Origin of the sequence: Methylobacterium sp. 88A, assembly GCF_000376345.1 — a bacterium.
GTDB lineage: Bacteria > Pseudomonadota > Alphaproteobacteria > Rhizobiales > Beijerinckiaceae > Methylobacterium > Methylobacterium bullatum.
The window spans coordinates 2,887,971-2,906,604 of the sequence record NZ_AQVT01000001.1; the positions used below are offsets into that span (position 1 = coordinate 2,887,971).

Consider the following 18,634-nt stretch of genomic DNA (forward strand, 5'->3'; position numbering starts at 1 on the left):
TCCGGTCGCGCAAGCCCGCTTTCTCCGATGGCGCCGCCTCCTCCCACGAGGCCTGGGACGCGGCTGTCATGTTGCGCTGCGGCGACAAGGAGTGGAGTAGACGGCAGGCTCGGCACGAGGTTGATTTTTACGGCCGGCTCAAGATCGGCAAGATACTTGATGGGTTATGATTTCGGCAGAAAATTAAACGATCATATCGGCCATTTTTATTCATAAATTCAAATTTATACCTGTAATAGGTGAAATTCATAATAATTTATGTTTCTTGAAATACATGTTAAAAGAAAGATTCTGCTTGAGGTAGGCACGGTGGTGTCATGAATTTTTCATATTGATCGATCCATCCCAGTTTTATGATGTGATTGTTTCAATCGATGTAATGTCGTGGCTATTTTGCAGATGATCGATCTGGTCCGTATGCTTCTGGCAGGATCGATGATTGGAATGTTCTATCGTCGACGTGTCTGATGCAGGGTGTGTGATTTATATCAGCCCTCGAGACTGCCCGTATCATGATGTCTGCCTGGCCTCCGTGCTGCAGCAAAGCTGCCATGGGTTGGACACGGTTCCGGCTGCATATTATGCATCACAGGGTCGCCGGTCCGTTGCGAGTGCGAGACGGTGGTTTCCTCGATCAAGAGCGTGTGCGAATCGAACGTGATCAAACGTACAGACATAGCGATCGTCGGCCGTTCGTGCCGGTTGCCCGGCGCTGCCAGCGTCGACGGCCTCTGGCAGCTTCTGAGCGAAGGACGATGCGCCGTTGGCCGCATCCCTGAGGATCGCTGGTCGCTGGAGCGGTTCGGTCACCCGCGCGCTCAGGAGCGCGGCAAGAGCTACACGTGGTCGGCGGGCGTTCTCGACGACATCTGGTCGTTCGACCCCGGCGTGTTCGGCATCTCGCCGCGCGAGGCCGAGCAGATGGACCCGCAGCAGCGGCTCCTGCTCGAACTGACCTGGGAGGCCCTGGAGGATGCGGGTTTGCGTCCCTCCGCCGTGGCGGGGTCGCAGATCGGCGTGTTCGTGGGCGCCTCGTCCCTCGATTACGGCAACCTGCGCGTCCTCGATACGTCATCGGGCGATGCCTATGCGGCGACCGGCAACACGCTCTCGATCCTGTCCAACCGGATCTCCTATATCTACGACCTGAAGGGGCCGAGCTTCACCGTCGATACGGCCTGTTCCTCCTCCCTCGTGGCGCTCGATGCCGCCGTCGCGGCGATCGCTAGCGGCCGGATCGACACGGCGGTCGTGGCGGGTGTGAACCTGCTCGCGAGCCCGTTCAACTTCATCTGTTTCTCCAACGCGCAGATGCTGTCGCGCACCGGGCTCTGCCAGGCCTTCTCGGCCAATGCCGACGGCTATGTCCGGTCCGAGGGCGGCGTCGTTCTCGTGCTGAAATCGGCGCGTCAGGCGGCCCGCGACGGCGATACCGTGCGCGGCGTCATCGCGGCGAGCGGCGTGAATTCCGACGGCCGGACCACCGGCATCTCCCTGCCCTCCGGCTACGCACAGGGTGCCCTGCTCGAACAGGTCTACCGCGAGGCGGAGATCGATTTCGACGCGGTTGCCTTCGTGGAGGCGCACGGCACCGGCACGGCGGTGGGCGATCCGATCGAGGCCGGCGCCATCGGCGGGAAGATCGGCCGGCCCCGCAAGGAGCCGCTGCCGATCGGCTCGATCAAGAGCAACATCGGCCATACCGAGCCGGTCTCGGGGCTCGCCGGCCTGCTCAAGGCGAGTCTCGCCCTGGAGCACGATCTGCTGCCGCCCTCGCTTCACGCGGCCGAACTCAATCCCGACATCCCCTTCACCAAGCTCAATCTCTCGGTGGTCACCGCGCCGTTGGCGATCCCGCGTGGCCGCGGCGAGCGTTTCGCCGGCGTCAACTCGTTCGGCTTCGGCGGCACCAACGCCCATATCGTCCTCACCGACGGGGCGCCGGCCACCGCCGCGAGCGATGCCGGGCGCCCGCCCGAATTGCTGCTTCTTTCGGCCCAGAGCCGTGCGGCCCTCAACGAACTCGCCCTCGACTACGCCGAGCGGTTCGAGCAGGCCGATGGCGCCCAGACCGTGCGCATCGCCGCCGCCGCCGCCCATCGGCGCGAGCGCCTGTCCACCCGCCTCGCCATGCCCCTCGACGCCGACCTGCCCGCCACCTTGCGCGCGGTCGCCGATGCCGAGGAGACCGACATTGCCCGCGTCGGCACTGCCGTGGACCGCAATGCGGAGGTCGCCTTCGTCTATTCCGGCAACGGCAGCCAATGGGTCGGGATGGGCCGCGAGGCGTATGAGCGCAGCGCCACCTTCCAATCCGCCTTCGACCGGATCGACGTCCTGTTCGCCGAGATCTCGGGCTGGTCGCTGAAGGAAGCCCTGTTCGCCGAGGACCTCGCCGAGCGCATGGTCCTCACCCGGGTGTCGCAGCCCCTGATCTTCGCGATCTCCAGCGCCTCGACCACGGCCCTGAAGGCCGCCGGCCTCGTCCCCTCCTTCGTCCTCGGCCACAGCGTCGGCGAGATCGCGGCCGCCGAGGGAGCCGGCATCCTGAGCCTGGAACAGGCGGTGAAGGTCATCTTCTACCGCAGCCAGCATCAGGAGACGACGCGGGGTCTGGGCACCATGGCGGTGCTGCTGGCGCCCGTCGAGGAGATCGAGATCTTCCTCAAGGATTATCCGAGCCTCGACATCGCGGCCTACAACAGCCCGAAGGCCGTCACCGTGGCGGGCCCCGTCGCCGATATCGACGCGGCCATGAAGGCGCTGGCGCGCAAGCGCCGCCGTGGCCGCAAGCTCGACCTCGCCTATCCCTTCCACGGCCGGCTGATGAACCCGACCGAGAAGCCGCTGCTGCGCGATCTCGCCGGGCTCACGCCTCATCCCGGCGCTATCGCCATGGTGTCCACCGTGACCGGCACGGTGCTCCCCGGGGGGGAGTTCGACGCCGGCTATTGGTGGCGCAACATCCGCGAGCCGGTGCGCTTCTCCGATGCGGTCCAGGAGGCGACCCGCAAGGGTGCCCGGATCTTCGTCGAGGTCGGTCCGCGTGCGACCCTGCTGCCGCATATCGGCGACTGCATCGAGCCCCTCGGTATCGAGAACGCCACGGTGGGCGTTCTCACCAACAAGCCCGTCGGCAGCGACCCCTTCGCCCGCGCCCTGGCCTCGGCCCTCGTCCACGGTGCCGCCGTCGACGACGCGGTGGTCTTCGGCGAGAACCCGAAGGGCGACGTCGCCCTGCCGTCGTATCCGTGGCAGCGCCGGCCCTTCCGCCTGTCCGAGACATCGGAAGGCGTCGGTGCGGCGACCGCCCGTGTCTATCACCCGCTCTACGGTTCGCGGTTGTCGCCGGACGGGCTCGAATGGCTCGGCCATGTGGACATCGCCACGGTGCCCGACCTCGACGATCACCGCATCGACGGCCAGGCGATCCTGCCGGGTGCGGCCTTCATCGAGATGGCGCTGGGCGTCGCCCGCGAAGCCATGCGCAGCGACGACGTCGTGCTGGCCGAGTTTGAGATCCTGTCGCCGATGGTCTTCGCCGAGGAGGCACTTCGCGAGGTCGCCGTTCGGCTCTCCGGCAGCGGTAATCAGATCCAGATCCTGAGCCGGCCGCGCCTGACCCAGGCAGGCTGGCAGCTGCACGCCTCCGCCAAGGTCGTGGACGGCACCTTCGCCGCCCGGCCGCGGCAGGACATCGACATCCCGGCCGAGAACGCCGTCGAGGGCGCCGGGCTCTATCGCCTCGCCGCCGCCTCCGGCCTCGATTTCGGGCCGAGCTTCCGACAGGTCGCCCTCAGCGCACGCGTGGACGAGACGACCATCGTCTCCCAATTGAAGCCGGCAGAGGCCGATCTCCGGTTCGGCCTCGTGCCGGCGCGGCTGGACGCCTGTTTCCACGGCCTGATCCTCCTCTTCGCCGACCTGATGGGCGAGGGCTCGACCAAGGCCTACGTTCCGGTGCGCTTCGGCGAGATCAGGCTGATCCGGCCGGGCGCGGTCATCGCGCGGGCGATGATCCGCACCCGGCGCTGCAACGAGCGCAGCATCCTGGCCGACTTCACCTTGGTGGACGAGGCGGGCGACGTGATCGCCACCCTGCGCGAAGGCCGCTTCCAGGCCTTGCGCACCAAGTCCGGTCAGGATCTCGCCGCCTATGCCATCGCGCAGCGCTCCGAACTCGCCACCGAACCCACCGCGATCCCCCTCGACCGGCGTGCCCGCATCGCCGATGCCGTCCGGCCCGGCATCAAGGCGGCCCTCGCCCCGGCGGATGCGGCCCTCTCGCCGGGCCATCTCCTCCTCGAAGGCTGGGCCACCTCGCTGGCCTACCGCATGGCTGAGGGGCTGCAGCGCTCGGGCACCGTCGCCATCGACGAGCGTGTGCCGGAGGCGATGCGGCCCTGGCTGCTGAACGCCCTCTACGCCCTCGAGAGCAGCGGGCTCGCCACCCTCGACGGAACGCGCTGGACCCTGCGCAAGGATGTCACCCTGCCCGCGCCCGACGAAATCATGCGCTGGATCGCGGCCGACCATCCCGAACTCTCCGCCGAGCTGGTGCTCACCGCGGATCTCGGCGCCGTGGTCGCCCGCCTCGTGGCCGGTGAACTCGCCAGTCCGCCGACCCTGTCGCAGAACGCCCTCGATGCCTTCGTCCTGCGCAGCGCCACCGCCCGCGCATCGTCCGACGTCATCGCGGCGATCTGCGAGGGAGCACGAGCGGACCTGCCGAAGGACCGCTCGCTGCGCCTTCTCCAAGTCGGGTTCGGGCCGCTCTCCGCGCAGGCCGCCGCCATCGCCGACGGCATCGCCGCCCAGCTCACCGTGTTCGAGACCGATCGGCGCCTCGCCGAGCGCGCCCGCCTCGCCCTGCCCCGCGGAGTCACCGTGATCGAGGACGAGGCGGATCTGACGGAGGGCGGCTTCGACGCGATCCTGGCGAGCAACGTCTTGCACCGATCCGAGCGCGGTCTCCTCGGCAAGGTCGCCGATGCCCTCGCCACCGGCGGGTTCCTCCTGGCGGTGGAACCGGGTGCGTCGCTGTTCCGCGACCTCGTCTTCGGCCTGATGCCGGATTGGTTCGAGAGCGTGGACGGCATGCCGCTGGGTCGCCTCGACGACATCACCGGCTGGCAGCGTTCGCTCAGCGATACCGGCCTCGTGCGCATCGCCGTCGACCGGGCCGCCTCGGCCAATGGCGACGATCTCCTCTTCCTCGCCGAGGCGCCGGTGCGGGCCAAGGCCGCCACCGGCCAGACCTTCACCTTCATCATCGGATCGCGGGATTCTTTCGCGGCCGAAACCGCGTCCTCGCTGGCGACGCTCCTCGTCGCCGCCGGCGTCCACGTCTCGATCATCCTCGATTCCGCGCAATCCCTTCTCGAACTCGAACGTGAGACCCCCGACACGGTGGTGTTCCTCGCCGGGGCCTTCGGTTCCGGCGGCGAAGCCGCAGACCGGCTGCGCGAGCGCTGCCTCGGCCTCAAGCGCTGCGTCGAGCATCTCGGGACGCGCCAGACCCGTCTCTGGGTCGTCTGTCCCGGCGCGACGCGCCATGACGGGGCGGGCGCGGTGGAAGCCGGACTCTGGGCCTTCACCCGCACCCTCGCCAACGAGGTCGCCAATCTCGACATCCGCCGCATCGACCTCACCGAGGCGATGCCGACCAAGATCGCCTCCGAGCGCCTGCGCGACGTGATCCTGTCGGGCACCCCCGAGACGGAGATCGTCCTCGACGTCGACGCCACCCGCGTGATCCGGTTCTCGCCGGGGCAGCTCTCGCGCCGCCCTGCCATCGATGCGGTGCCCGCGCCGGCCGCGCAGCTGGAGCGCAGCGCCACGGGAGGTCTCAACGACATGCGTTGGGGACCGGCCGAGCGGCGTGTGCCCGGGCGCGGAGAAGTCGAGATCGCCGTGGAGGCCACCGGCCTCAATTTCCGCGACGTGCTCTGGGCATTGTCGATGCTTCCCGAGGAGATCCTCGAGGACGGCTTTGCCGGACCGCGCCTGGGTCTCGAAGTCGCCGGCCGTGTGGTTTCGGTGGGCAAGGGCGCCGCGGCATTCAAGGTCGGCGATCGCGTCGTCGCCTTCGCCCAGTCGGGCTTCTCGACTCACATCGTCGTGCCCGAACTCGTCGTGGCGCCGAGCCCTCCCGGCCTCGACCCGCAGGCGGCGGCGACCGTGCCGGTCGCCTTCCTCACGGCCTATTACAGCCTCGTCAGCTGCGCCCGCCTGCGGCGCGGCGAGTGGGTGCTGGTCCATGGCGGCGCCGGCGGCGTCGGGCTGGCCGCCCTGCAGATCGCCAAGCTGAAGGGCGCGCGCGTCATCGCCACCGCCGGCTCGCGCGAGAAGCGGGCGCTCGTGAAGGCGCTGGGGGCCGAGCACGTCCTCGATTCCCGCTCGCTGGCCTTCGTCGACGAGGTTCGCCGCATCACCGGCGATGGCGTCGGCGTGGTGCTGAACAGCCTGTTCGGCGAGGCGATGGAGCGCAGCCTGAACTGCCTGAAGCCGTTCGGCCGCTTCATCGAATTGGGTAAGCGCGACTACGTCGCCAACACCCATATCGGCCTGCGGCCGTTCCGCCGGAACCTGTCGTATTTCGGCGTCGACCTCGATCAGGTGCTCCAGCACCAGGGTGAGGACGGAGCGCGCCTGTTCCGCGAAGTGATGGCCCTGTTCACGGAAGGCGGTCTCAAGCCCCTGCCGTTCCAGCCCTTCACCGCCGACGAGGTCTCGGACGCGTTCCGGCTGATGCAGCAATCCGGGCATGTGGGGAAGATCGTCATCGCCCCGCCGAAGCCCGGTAGCATCGTGGTCGAGCGCAAGTCCGATTTCCGAGTCTCGGCGGAGGGCGTGCACGTCATCACCGGCGGGCTCGGCGGCTTCGGCATCGAGGCGGCCCGGTGGCTCGCCGACCGGGGAGCCCGTCACCTCGTGCTCGTCGGGCGAAAGGGCGCATCGAGTCCGGAAGCCAAGCAGGTGGTGGCCGATCTCGCAGTCCGCGGCGTCAGCGTCGCCGCGATGGCCTGCGACATCACCAGCCGCCGGGCGGTGGACGACCTCATCGAGGAGGTCGAAAGCGGCGGCCGCAAGCTCGCCGGTGTGATCCACGGGGCGATGGTGCTGCAGGACGGCCTCATCGCCAATCTCGACGCCGCTTCCCTCGACGCGGTGATCCGCCCGAAGGTCGTCGGGGCCGAGCATCTCGACGCCGCGACGCGGGGCCGGTCGCTCGATTACTTCGTCCTGTTCTCGTCGGCCACGACCTTCATCGGCAATCCGGGCCAGGGCGCCTATGTCGCTGCCAACGGTTTCATGGAGGGCCTCGCCCGTCGTCGCCGCGCGCTGGGACTGCCCGCCCTCGCGGTCGCCTGGGGCGCCATCGGCGATGTCGGCGTGCTCGCCCGCAACCGCGCGGTGATGGAGACCCTGGCGGGCCGTGTCGGCGTGACGCCGATGGACGCCCGCCGCTCCCTCGACCTCATGGCCGAGGCCCTGGAGGGGCAAGGCTCGTCACCCGACGATGCCGTTCTCGCCATCGCCTCGATGCACTGGGGCAAGGCGCGCGAGCGTCTCGCCACCATGCGCTCCCCGAGCTACGGCGATCTCGGCTCGGACCAGCAGGCGGAAGCCGGCACGGTGGCCACCATCGATATCGGCGGCCTGCTCAAGAGCCAGGACCTCGATGCCGTGCGCAAGACCGTCTCCGACGCCATCGTCGAGGACATCGCCCGCATCCTGCGCCTGCCCAAGGACGATATTAGCCGCGTGCGCCATCTCTCCGAGATCGGCCTCGATTCGCTGATGGGCGTGGAACTGGGCGCCAGCCTGCAGGAGCGCTTCGCCCTCGACGCGCCGCCTTCGGGCATCTCCTCGGGATTGACCGTGGTCGAATTGGCGGAGACCCTGATCCAGTCCGTGGCCGCCCCCGTGGACGACGCGTCGGCGGCGGTGATGAGCCTGGCCCAGCGCCATGCCAGCGAGGGCGTCGACGTGCGCACCCTCGAGCCGTTCCACGAGCTCGTCGAGCAGAACAGCCTCCAGATCAAAGAAATCCTGCCGTAAAGGAGGGCTGGCCCGAGCCAGCCCTCGTGATCCGCAACCGGAAGACCCTATCCGTATGTCCAACCCACCCCGTCCCGACGGTGGCCGCGCGGCACTCGCGGGCTTCGTCACCAATCGCCTTGGCCGCAACGCCAGCCGTCAGGCCGCACCGCGCCCGGAGGCGAAGACGACGGACGCCTCGGTGCAGAAGTTCGAGTCCCTGCCCGGCTACCGGGAGTTGCGGCTGCAGCGTTCGGCCGCCGACCTGATCGGCCTCGGCAATCCGTTCTTCCGGGTCCACGAGACCAAGGCCGGCGCCACCACGCGCATCGCCGGCAAGGGCTTCATCAATTTCTCGTCCTACGATTACCTCGGCCTCAACGGGCACCCGGATGTGAGCGAGGCGGCGCGCCGCGCCATCGACGAGTACGGCACGTCGGCCTCGGCGAGCCGGATCGTCGCGGGCGAGCGGCCCGGACATCTCAGCCTCGAACAGGCGCTGGCCGAGCATTACGAGACGGAAGCCTGCGTGGTGATGGTGAGCGGGCACGCCACCAACGTCACGACCATCGGCGCCCTGCTCGAACCCGGCGACGTGATCTTCCACGACGCCTTGAGCCACAACAGCATCGTCACCGGGGCGCAGCTCTCGGGCGCCCAGCGCCGCTCCTTCGCCCATAACGATCTCGACGCCCTGGAGACCCTGCTCGGTGCCACCCGCCACGAGCACCGCCGTGCGCTCATCGTGGTGGAGGGTCTCTACAGCATGGACGGCGATGCCCCGGATCTCGCCGGCCTCATCGCCCTGAAGCAGCGCTACGACGCCTGGTTGATGGTGGACGACGCCCATGGCCTCGGCGTCCTCGGCCGGAGCGGGATCGGCCTCGCCGAGCATTGCGACGTCGATCCGCGCCTCGTCGACATCTGGATGGGCACGCTGTCGAAGACGCTGTCCTCCTGCGGCGGCTACATCGCCGGGCCGGCCGCGCTGATCGAGTATCTCAAATGCACCGCCGGCGGCTTCATCTACAGCGTCGGCTTGTCTCCGCCGCTGGCCGCCGCCGCCGAAGCCTCACTCGCCCTGATGCATGCGGAGCCGCACCGGGTCGAGCGCCTGCGCCAGAACGGCCACCTGTTCCTGTCCTGCGCCAGGAAGCACGGGCTCGATACCGGCACGAGCCTCGGCCTCGCCGTCATTCCCGTCATCGTCGGGGATTCGTTGAAATCGGTGACCCTGTCGGACCGCCTGTACAAGCGCGGCATCAACGTGCAGCCGATCATCCACCCGGCGGTGCCCGAGCGCTCGTCGCGCCTGCGCTTCTTCATCACCTCCGAGCATACGCCCGAGCAGATTCGCGAGACCGTGGCGGCCGTGGCCGAGGAACTCGCCGAGATCGAGAAGGGCGGCTCGCTGATCGAGCAGCTCATGGCCAAGCGCGGCAAGCCCTGAGAGCATCCTGCCCGGCTCCGCCGGGCAGGCGGCGCGGCATCGCCCGCAATGAGTGAGATCCTGAGGCCGGCACCATCGGCCGGATGGCGCGACGCAGAAGCCCCCGTATCGCGAGGGCCGCGCGTATCGGTCGAGCGATCCGCCGTCCTGCCCCTACGGGGCTCACCCTTCAGAAAGCGCCGCCCACGCGGACGCCGGTGGTGATCGGCTGGGACGCCGCGGCGAAGACCGAGAGGACCTTCTTGACCTCGGTGAACGGCGCGTTCGAGACGTAGATCATGTCGCGGTTGCGCATGCGGAAGGCCTGGGTGAGGAACAGGCTGTTGGGGTCGCGCATGTCGAAGCGATAGACCACCGGCACGAGCGGCGTGCCGAGGAGCGGGCTGCCGGGCTTCAGGCGGCGCACCACCGGGGCGGGCTCGAAGCGGAACAGGAAGGTTCCGGTGGGGTCGGCATCGGCGTCGCTCTGGCCGCGCGCCTTGGCCAGCGCCTGCGCCAGGGTGATGCCCTCGGCCTGGAACGGAATCTCGTTGGAGGTGCCCAGTGCTCCGATGGCCAGGAAGGTCTGGGGATCGCGCACCAGGGTGAGGTTGTCGTTGGGGCGCAGGTAGATGTTCTCTTTGGGGTTCGACACCACGGTGGTCAGCGGCACCGTTGCCGTCCTGCCGTTGCGCGACAGGCGCACGAAGGTCTCGCTGACCGGGGCTTTCACGCCGCCAGCCGTGGCGATGACATCGAGGATGCGATCGCCCTGGGTGCCGAGCGGGACGCGGGCGCCGCCCACCGCCTCACCCCCGACGGTGACGGATTGCGAGACCGGCCGGCTCACGGTGACGATGACCTGCGGCTGGATCGCCTTGCCGGCGAGCTCGGTCTCGATCAGCGCCTGGACGTCCTGGGCACGGCGCCCCGCGACTTTGATCCGGCCGGCATAGGGCACCGAGATGGCCCCGTCCCGCGAGACGATCTGCTCGGGCAACTGCGCCGCCTTCGAGCCCGCGGACATCGAGTTGACCGTGAGCGGACCGGAATAGAGGCCCCCCGAGCCAGCTTCGAACACCGAAACGGCGACCGCGTCACCGATCCCGATCACCGGTTCCGAGGGCATGCGTCCGTCACCGAACGAGGACAGCAGGCTGTCGAGGGGGCGTCCGCGCAAGGCCTCCACCACGGCGGAGTTCACCTCGATGAACTCGTAGCGGGCGAAGGTCCCCTCGCTCGTCGCCTGATCGCTTCCTTCCACCACGGCCGAGGTCGACGGACCGGCGGCGGGCAGGAAGGCATTGCAGCCCGACACCGTGACGGCGATGGCGATGGCCAGCGTGGCTTTGGGTAACATCGAACTCTCCTCAGACCCGCCCCCACGACGAGTGTCTTGTCGGATCACGTGTCGGTCGGCGGATACGAACCGTCCGTCAGCGCCGGTCTCGGTCGCCAGCCGTGCCGGCCGGTGCGAGGCCGGTCGTCACGAACGGTCCACTCTTGATAGCGCCAAATCTCTTCGATCGTTTAACGATCGTTCCACTATCGCATTGTCGGAACGATGCGCCGGTCCGCCTCGGTCACGTTCGTGTCAGCACGATGGTGAGCCGATAGCCGATCCCGGTCGTTCTGCCGATCATCCCCCGATGACTGACCGGAGGAAACGGCCGAGCTCGGGGGCGGTGGCATCGACCCGCTGTGGACCGTCACGGAAGGTCCCGAACCCGAAAACGGCATAGTCCGTGGTCGTGTCGCCGAAGCCCGGCCGGCAGGTGGGCAGGGACGGGGCGTGATCGCCATAGACGCATAGGATCGCATCGCGTCCCTCGAGGCCGGCGATCAGGGTCTCCATGGCCCGGCCGGTATGGGCGACGTGGTGGAGATACTGCGCCAGCGGATCGTCGATGCCGTCGAGCCGGCCGGGCTTCCACGGCCCATGGTTCTCCATGGTCACGGCGAAGACGAAGACGGGTGTCGTCGCTGCCTCGACCTCCGCGAGGATGCGCGCTGCCAGGGCCTCGTCGCTGATATAGGGGCCGATGCGCGGGGCACCGGCAAAATCCTCCTCCATCACGAGGCGCGCGAAGCCGAACCGCCGCATCACCTCGGCACGATGGAAGAAATCGCGGTGGAAGGGATGCACGAAGACGGTCGCGACGCCCGCCCGCGACGCCCGCCGGGCGATGCTCGCCGGCTCGTCGCCGCCGTTGCTGAGGTAGGGATCGTAGCGCCCGAACCCGAGGCTCCCCGGCTCTCTCCCGGTCAGCACCGCATGTTCCGTCCGCATCGTGTAGGCGCCGTGCGCCGGGACCGTCAGCCGGCCGTGGCGCGAGGCGCGGGTCCGGATCGTCTCCATGAGCGGCAGGGCCGGCCCGCCGAGCCGCGTCGGGTCGATGAAGGATTCGAGCTGAACTATCACCACCACCGGTGCCGCACCGGATTGCCCGAGCGAGACGTCGTCGGTGGACTCCGGCGGCGGTGGTTCGCGTCTCCAACGCAGGGCATAGGCGATGATCGTGGCCGGCAACCCGTAGCGCGCACAATCCGCGTCGAGATCGGGCCGGGGAAACCGGGCCGCGAGCCACTGCGCCGGACGTCCGGTGCCAAGCGCGGAGGCCAGTCCGACGAGGAGGCACGGCAAGCCGATGAGGGCGACGAGGGCGACGCTCGGCTCTTCGGGCAGCGCCGTGGGCTCGATCCAGTACCACAGGGCGACGAAGGCGAGGCTCGCCCCGAGGGGGATGGCCATGCGCGGGTCTGTGAGCGGCCGCGTATAGTAGAGGTCTGGATGGCGCGGCACCTGCCGCAGCAGGGCGAAATCGCTGAAGACCAGCGGCTCGCCGATCACTGCCTGTTTCAACCGGCTGACGACGACGAGGATCGCGACGGTGAGAAGGCAGGAGAAGGCCGCGAGCCAGGGGCGCCACGAGAAGCAGAACCAGAAAGCCGTGAGCAGCGCATAGCCGGCAAGGCGCAGGGCCAGTTCGGCGGGACGACGGCCGATGGGCCGACGACCCGCACCGTCCCACGCCTCGATGGCGAGGGAGCCGATCAGTGCCATGGCGAGAGCGGCGGGGATCGTCATGCCTTGTCGCCACCTTTGCCGATCCCCCGCCGCGCCCGGATCAGGCGGACGATGGGGTTCAGCACGGCATAGCGCAGGCGCATGACGATCTGTGCCCGGCGGCTGAGGGCGAGCTTCGATGGCGCCGCCGCTTCGCGGCTCTCGCTCAGCCGGTCGAGGAGCTGTTCGGGCGTGCACGGCTTCATCGCCACGGGGTCGAGATAGAGCGGGTAGACGAGGAGCGCGCCTGCCACGAGTTCGTCGAGGGCGAGCCGCCGGCCCTTGTCGGCGCCTGGTGCGAGATCCTCGGTCAGCCCCCAGCCGGCGTAGAAGGGGCGGCCATGGACCGCCACGCTCAAGCCCCGGATCAGGGCCTCGAACCCTGCGAGCGAGGTCATCGTCTCCACATGGTGCGCCCGGTCGAGGAGATCGACGATGGAGAGGCCGGCCACGATCCTGTCGGCCAGGGCCAGAACTTCGGCCTCCGGGATCGCGCCTGGCCGGAACCCGGCCTCCACGTCGGGATGCGGCTTGTAGAGGAGGAAGTCCGTCGGATTGCGGGCGCGGGCCGCGCGTAGAAGTTCGAGATTCGAGCGGACATGCGGCGAGCCGTGCCGCACCGAGGCATCGTCCTCGACCTGGCCCGGCACCAGCACGATGCGCCGGTCCTCGGGCCAACCCGATGCGTCTCCGGAAAGGCCGACATTGTATTTCGTCAGGCGCCGTTCCACCACGAGTCGGCGCAGGGCCGACGCCCGGGCCACGAGTTCGGGCGGAAAATCCTCGGTCTTGAGGATGCGCGTGAGGCGGCTCTCGGTGCGGGGATCGTAATAGATGCCGCTGTCGTCCACCACGATGGAGGCGCCGGGCTGCAGGCTCGCCCCGAGGCCGACGGACCGCAGGAACCCATCCTCAATCCGCGCGAGGGGAATGCCCTGTTCCGCGCAGAGCGCCGGCAGTCGTTCAGGCATCCGCGTCGCCCAGGCGAGGATGCGGGCATTTCCGGCCCTGGCCTTCGCCACGGCATCCTCGGCGTTCATGGCATGGACGGGCTTGCCGGACGGGCCGCCGACGAAGACATCGAGGGCCGGCCGCTTCCAGCGCGAGATGCCGACGAGGACGGTGGGGCGGGAATTGTCCCGGAACCGGCCTTCCAGCCATGCCACCTTGTCCCGGCATTCCCCGAGCGAAATCGGTCTCCGCGTCCATGGGTCGAATGCGTGGATCCCGGCCTCTCCCCCGAACGGCGCGCCGTCGAGCGTCAGACGCAGGGTCGACAGTCCCGCCGCCGGCGAATCGTAGGGGCTGAGCAGGGGGCCCGGTTCGACGGTGAGAATCGCGCGACCGGCAAGCCGCAGGCTCGACGCCGTGAGGCCGCCCCGGCCCCAGACCACGCCGATCGTTCCCGGCGTCCAGCCCCGGCCGAAACGGAGGCCCGTCACGGATTCGATCTCAGCCCGCAGGGCCCGGACGGGCCGGCTCGCGGCGAGCAGCGAGCCTGTCGCTATCGATGCGGCCGAGGCAGATGGCGTCGAAAGATGGGGCAACGGCAATCGCTGATCCGGTTCGGGAGGGGCACCCATACGACGATCCGCGCCCTCAGGCGATCCGATCTCGCCTCGCGACGGGCCATCGGTGTCGGGGTTCGACGGGGTCGACAAGGCGCCTTGTTGCCGACACATCACGCCCCCAGGAATTCCATCGACGGGGCCGTGCTACGCAATTGCCGCGTTGCACCATTCGTGCGATGAGGGCGACGTACGTGCCCATTCGACACGCCCGCCTAGGGCGCAGGAGCAAGCACTTCCGCATGTTGCCGACACGCGTAGACATCACGCGCGAGAGGCCGGCGACCTTCCTGTTTCTGCAGGGGATCGCCTCGCCGTTCTTCGCCGATCTGGGTCAGGCGCTGCTCAAGCGCGGCCATCAGGTGCGACGTATCAATTTCTCCTCGGGCGACTGGTTGTTCTGGCGCCTCGGCTCGGACAATTACCGCGGCCCCCGCGAGGGCTGGGACGCCTACATCGCCGACTACATCGTCCAGCACGGCGTGACGGATATCGTCCTGTTCGGCGATTGCCGTCCTTATCATGTCGCCGCGCGCGAAGCAGCCGAGCCCTTCGGCATCCGCATCCATGTGTTCGAAGAAGGTTACCTGCGGCCGAACTGGATCACGTGTGAGCTCGGCGGCGTCAACGGCCATTCCTCGCTGCCCCGCTGTGCGGACGAGATCCGCGCCATCGCCCGCCGCCTGCCGCGGCCCGGTCGCGCGATGCCGGCGAGCGGCGACATGGCCCGCCGCAGCCTGTGGGACGTGGCCTACAACATCGCCAATATCGGGTTTCCCTACTTCTTCCCGCATTTCCGTAGCCATCGGCCGATTCATGTGGCGGCCGAATATGTGGGTTGGATCAAGAAGTTCGCCGGCCGGAGCCGCACGCGGCGCCAGGCACGGGAGCTCAACGAGATCTATGCGGCGCGCAAGGAAGAGTACTTCCTGCTGCCGCTGCAACTCGACAGCGACTATCAGATCCGTGTCCACTCGCCCTTCCTCGGGGTGGAAGGGTTCATGGATCGCGTCATCGCATCCTTTGCCGCCCATGCGTCCGAGAGCTCGAGACTGCTGATCAAGCTCCACCCGCTCGACAGTGGACTGGTGAACTGGCGCAAGCACGCCCGTAACTCCGCCCGGCGCCACGGTGTGGACGAGCGGCTCGATTTCATCGATGGCGGCGACCTGCCCAAGCTCATCGCCGGCAGCCGGGGCGTGGTGCTCGTGAACAGCACAGTCGGGATGCTGTCCCTCGAACTCGGACGTCCGACCGTCGCCGCGGGCGAGGCGATCTACAACCTGCCCGGCCTGACCCATCAGGGCGGCCTCGATACGTTCTGGACGAAGCCCGAAGCACCGGACATGGCGCTGATGGGGGATTTCCGCCGTGTCGTCCTTCACCGGACCCAGGTGAATGGCGGCTTCTTCTCCCGCCCGTCCATCGACCGGGCCGTGGCCGGCAGCGTCCTGCGGCTGGAATCCAGGCTTCCGGCCCCGGCCCTGGCGGCGGCACAGGCGATCCGCGAACGCTCGACGAGGACCCCGGAACTCTCTCCCGTCTACTGAGCGATCGCCGCGCCTCGGTTCATTCCGGGCAAGCCGCTGCGTCCCGTTATCGGTACGGCATGATCTCCTCCCAGAGCGGGTTCCCGTTTGCCAGAATGATGCTCTAGAACAGGCCCATGCCCGTCATCCTCATCACCGGTGCCTCGAGCGGTATCGGCGCGGCCCTTGCCCGGCATTACGCCGCGCCCGGCACACACCTCGTTCTAAATGCGCGCGGCATCGATAGGCTGAATGCCGTCGCCGCCGCGTGCCGCGATCTCGGCGCAACCGTGTCGACCCGTTCCCTCGACGTGCGCGACAGGCCGGCCGTGGCCGAATGGCTGCGCGAAACCCACGCGGCCGCGCCCCTCGATCTCGTCATCGTCAATGCCGGCATTAATGGCGGCCATCCCGGCGGAGAGATCGAGACCGAGGCGATGGCGTTCGAGACCGTGGACGTGAATCTCAACGGTGCCCTGAACGTCGCCCTGCCCTGCGTCACCCTGATGCTGGCGCGTGGCAGCGGCCAGATCGCCCTGGTCTCGTCGCTCGCCGCCTTCGCGCCCCTGCCCGACGCTCCGGCCTATAGCGGCACCAAGGCGGCACTGCTCGCGCATGGCCTGGCCTTGCGCGCCAAGCTCGCCCCCCGAGGCGTCAAGATGAACGTGGTGACGCCCGGCTATGTGAAGACCACCATGGGCGGGGATTACGAGGGCTGGCGCCCGATGGAGATGAGCGCCGAGGAGGCGGCCGCCCGCATCGCGCGCGGCCTCGCGCGCGATCTCGACATCATCGCCTTTCCCGAGCCCCTCGCCTCCCTGGCGCGCGGATCGGCCCTGCTGCCGGAGGGCCTGCGCCGCCGCTCCATGCGCGGCTTCCGGTTCAAGGTCGGACGCAACAAACGATGACCCGCCCGCGCATCGCCCTGTTCGTGCTGGAGGCCCTGCCGAATGCCCGTGCCGTACGCCGGTTCGTGCGGGATCACGCCGAGGATATCGCTTTTGTCGGCCTGTCGAATGCCGAGCGTCCGAGTTCCGGCGGCTTAAGTGGTCAGGTCCGGCGACACCTCGCCCGCTCCGGCCCGGCCTTCCTGCCCTATCTCGCGGTGAATTTCGGCCTGCCCGATCTGCTGGCTCCGGCATCGGGGCTGCTGAGGCGCTTGACCGGGGCCGGAGACGCGACCACGGCGACGCCGCTCAAGGCGTTGTGCCGAACGCTCGGTATTCCGACCCTGCGGATCGACGACGTCAACGGACCGGACGCGGCCCGGGCCTTCGAGGCCCATGCTCCGGATCTCATCGTCGCGTTTCATTTCGACCAGATCTTTTCCGCCGCGACACTGGCATTGGCGCCGCTCGGGGGACTCAACCTCCATCCCGGCCTGCTGCCGCGCCATCGTGGGCCGGTGCCGACGATCCACGCGCTGGCGGAAGAGAATCCCGCCTTCGGAGTCACGATCCATCGCCTGACGCCCGCCATCGACGCGGGGGCGATCCTCGCGCAGGAAGCATCGGACCTGCCGTCCGGCACCACCGCCACCCGTGCCGCGATCCTGCTGCACGAGCGGGGGCGCATCCTCCTCGACCGGGTGCTGGACGAGATCGCATCCGACACGCTGAAGGAGGGGATCACGCCGGAGCCCCTGCCCTATTGCCACTTCCCGGATCGCGCCCTGCTGGCGCGCCTGGCCAGCCAAGGGCGAAAGCTCATCGACAGCGCCGACTTGCGGGCCGCGCTGGGCGTGAATGCGAAGGCCTGAGCACGTGTCGCAAACAGATCGCGCGGGCGGCTTTGCGGGACAGGTCGGCCGATAGGCTGCGCGACCCACCGAATGGCTGGAGAAGCGGTCTCGAACGGCCGCCATCGCCATTGCGCTACACCCGGGCCGGCACGGCGGCATCATGGCCTTGTTTCCAAACGAACATGGCCCGATCCGGAGGATCGAGCCATGTCGTTGACCGTCGAATTGGCATGCCGGGCGGCGCAATGCGCTCCGGCAGGCGGTGACTTCAGAGGCCGCCGAACTTGTAGTTGAAGCCGGCCTTGATGAGGTTGCCCTCGGTGTTGAACCGCGAGGTGTAGGAACCGGTTGCGGCGGTGAGGCCAGTGGCGTTCACGAGCACGCTGCGGCTGCCGAGGTCGTAATGCAGGTACTCGGCCTTCAGCGTGATGGCGCTGGCGCCGATGAAGCTGCCGATGAAGTTGAAACGGTTGAGGAAGCTGTCGGTGGGAATCGCCCACTCGATGCCGCCGCCATAGGCGTAGCCGGTCTCCATGTCGTTGTAGCGGCCGGCATAGGCCAGGGTGCCGGCACCATTGAAGAAGTTGGCGCCGTAATTGACGTTGCCGTAGGCGAAGCCGCCGGTGCCGTAGACGAGGACCGTGTCGAAGGCGTAGCCGATGCGCCCCTGGACGGTGCCGAGATAGTCGAGGCGCTGGCGCAGGTTGCTCGGATCGGGAATGCCGGCATTGGCGGCGAGGGCCGGGCCGAAATAAGCGTAGCTCTTGCTGATGTCGGTCCACGTCACGTCGGCGTTGACGCCGATCACGAAGCCCGAGCCGGGGGTGAGCTGGTAGTTGTAGCCGATGCCACCGCCGACATTGCCGATACCGTCCTGCTCGGATCGGAAGGTGCCGGGACGACGGTTCTGGGCGACGTTCAGCTGGGTGTTGGTGAACCCGCTGCCGGGGCCGTTGTTGCCGGTGGTGCGGATCGTCTGATTGTCGCTCCAGGCGTAGGAGCTATGGGTGCCGAGATAGAAGCCGGTCCAGGTGAAGACCGGGACGGGCGAGAACACTGCCGGGGGGGCGACGCGGCGCGGAAGATCCGCGGCCGAAGCGGCGCCGGCCAGAAGAACGGAGGCGGTGCCGGCGAGAAGAAGCTTCGCGATCATGATGAGGATGTCCGTGGGGGCTGACCTTGAGGTCAAATTAGCCCCTCCCCCACGGCTCGCCTATGACCCGCGAGCCACACCCTAACGTAGAAACGAGCGTCGTC

General features: G+C 68.3%; 9 protein-coding genes. 5 read left to right on the plus strand and 4 right to left on the minus strand.

The annotated features are described in order from the left end of the window. Positions 1-657 precede the first annotated feature (657 nt). Both A3OM_RS0113945 and A3OM_RS0113950 read left to right on the plus strand, forming a co-directional pair. A complete protein-coding gene (locus A3OM_RS0113945; protein WP_085984270.1) occupies positions 658-8,064 on the plus strand; it encodes a type I polyketide synthase in 7,407 nt (2,468 codons plus the stop codon). Positions 8,065-8,119: 55 nt separating this feature from the next. Further along, a complete protein-coding gene (locus A3OM_RS0113950) occupies positions 8,120-9,493 on the plus strand; it encodes an aminotransferase class I/II-fold pyridoxal phosphate-dependent enzyme (RefSeq protein ID WP_018044375.1) in 1,374 nt (457 codons plus the stop codon). Positions 9,494-9,662: 169 nt separating this feature from the next. On the opposite strand, the gene A3OM_RS0113955 is transcribed toward A3OM_RS0113950, so the two are convergent. The 3 genes from A3OM_RS0113955 to A3OM_RS0113965 form a co-directional block, all read right to left on the minus strand. Continuing rightward, a complete protein-coding gene (locus A3OM_RS0113955) occupies positions 9,663-10,832 on the minus strand; it encodes a polysaccharide biosynthesis/export family protein (protein WP_018044376.1) in 1,170 nt (389 codons plus the stop codon). A 279-nt stretch (positions 10,833-11,111) separates the two neighbouring features. Then, the gene (locus A3OM_RS0113960) at positions 11,112-12,560 is read right to left on the minus strand and encodes an LTA synthase family protein (RefSeq protein ID WP_018044377.1); all 1,449 of its coding nucleotides are present in this window, start codon (positions 12,558-12,560) and stop codon (positions 11,112-11,114) included. Beyond that, complete coding sequence (locus tag A3OM_RS0113965; protein ID WP_043764724.1) at positions 12,557-14,047, minus strand: capsular biosynthesis protein; 1,491 nt, start codon at positions 14,045-14,047, stop codon at positions 12,557-12,559. The genes A3OM_RS0113960 and A3OM_RS0113965 overlap by 4 nt, the downstream gene beginning before the upstream one ends. Before the next feature lie 302 nt (positions 14,048-14,349). On the opposite strand from A3OM_RS0113965, the gene A3OM_RS0113970 reads away from it, so the two are divergent. The 3 genes from A3OM_RS0113970 to A3OM_RS0113980 all read left to right on the plus strand — a co-directional run bounded on the left by A3OM_RS0113970 (position 14,350) and on the right by A3OM_RS0113980 (position 17,395). After that, positions 14,350-15,657, plus strand: a complete 1,308-nt coding sequence (locus A3OM_RS0113970) for a capsular biosynthesis protein (protein ID WP_018044378.1) — start codon at positions 14,350-14,352, stop codon at positions 15,655-15,657. Positions 15,658-15,773: 116 nt separating this feature from the next. Next, positions 15,774-16,544, plus strand: coding sequence for an SDR family NAD(P)-dependent oxidoreductase (locus A3OM_RS0113975; protein ID WP_018044379.1), 771 nt, complete (start codon positions 15,774-15,776; stop codon positions 16,542-16,544). Then, complete coding sequence (locus A3OM_RS0113980; protein WP_018044380.1) at positions 16,541-17,395, plus strand: formyltransferase family protein; 855 nt, start codon at positions 16,541-16,543, stop codon at positions 17,393-17,395. Before A3OM_RS0113975 ends, A3OM_RS0113980 begins: the two co-directional genes overlap by 4 nt. A 250-nt stretch (positions 17,396-17,645) precedes the next feature. On the opposite strand, the gene A3OM_RS0113985 is transcribed toward A3OM_RS0113980, so the two are convergent. Further along, the gene (locus A3OM_RS0113985) at positions 17,646-18,530 is read right to left on the minus strand and encodes a porin family protein (RefSeq protein ID WP_018044381.1); all 885 of its coding nucleotides are present in this window, start codon (positions 18,528-18,530) and stop codon (positions 17,646-17,648) included. Positions 18,531-18,634: the final 104 nt, after the last annotated feature.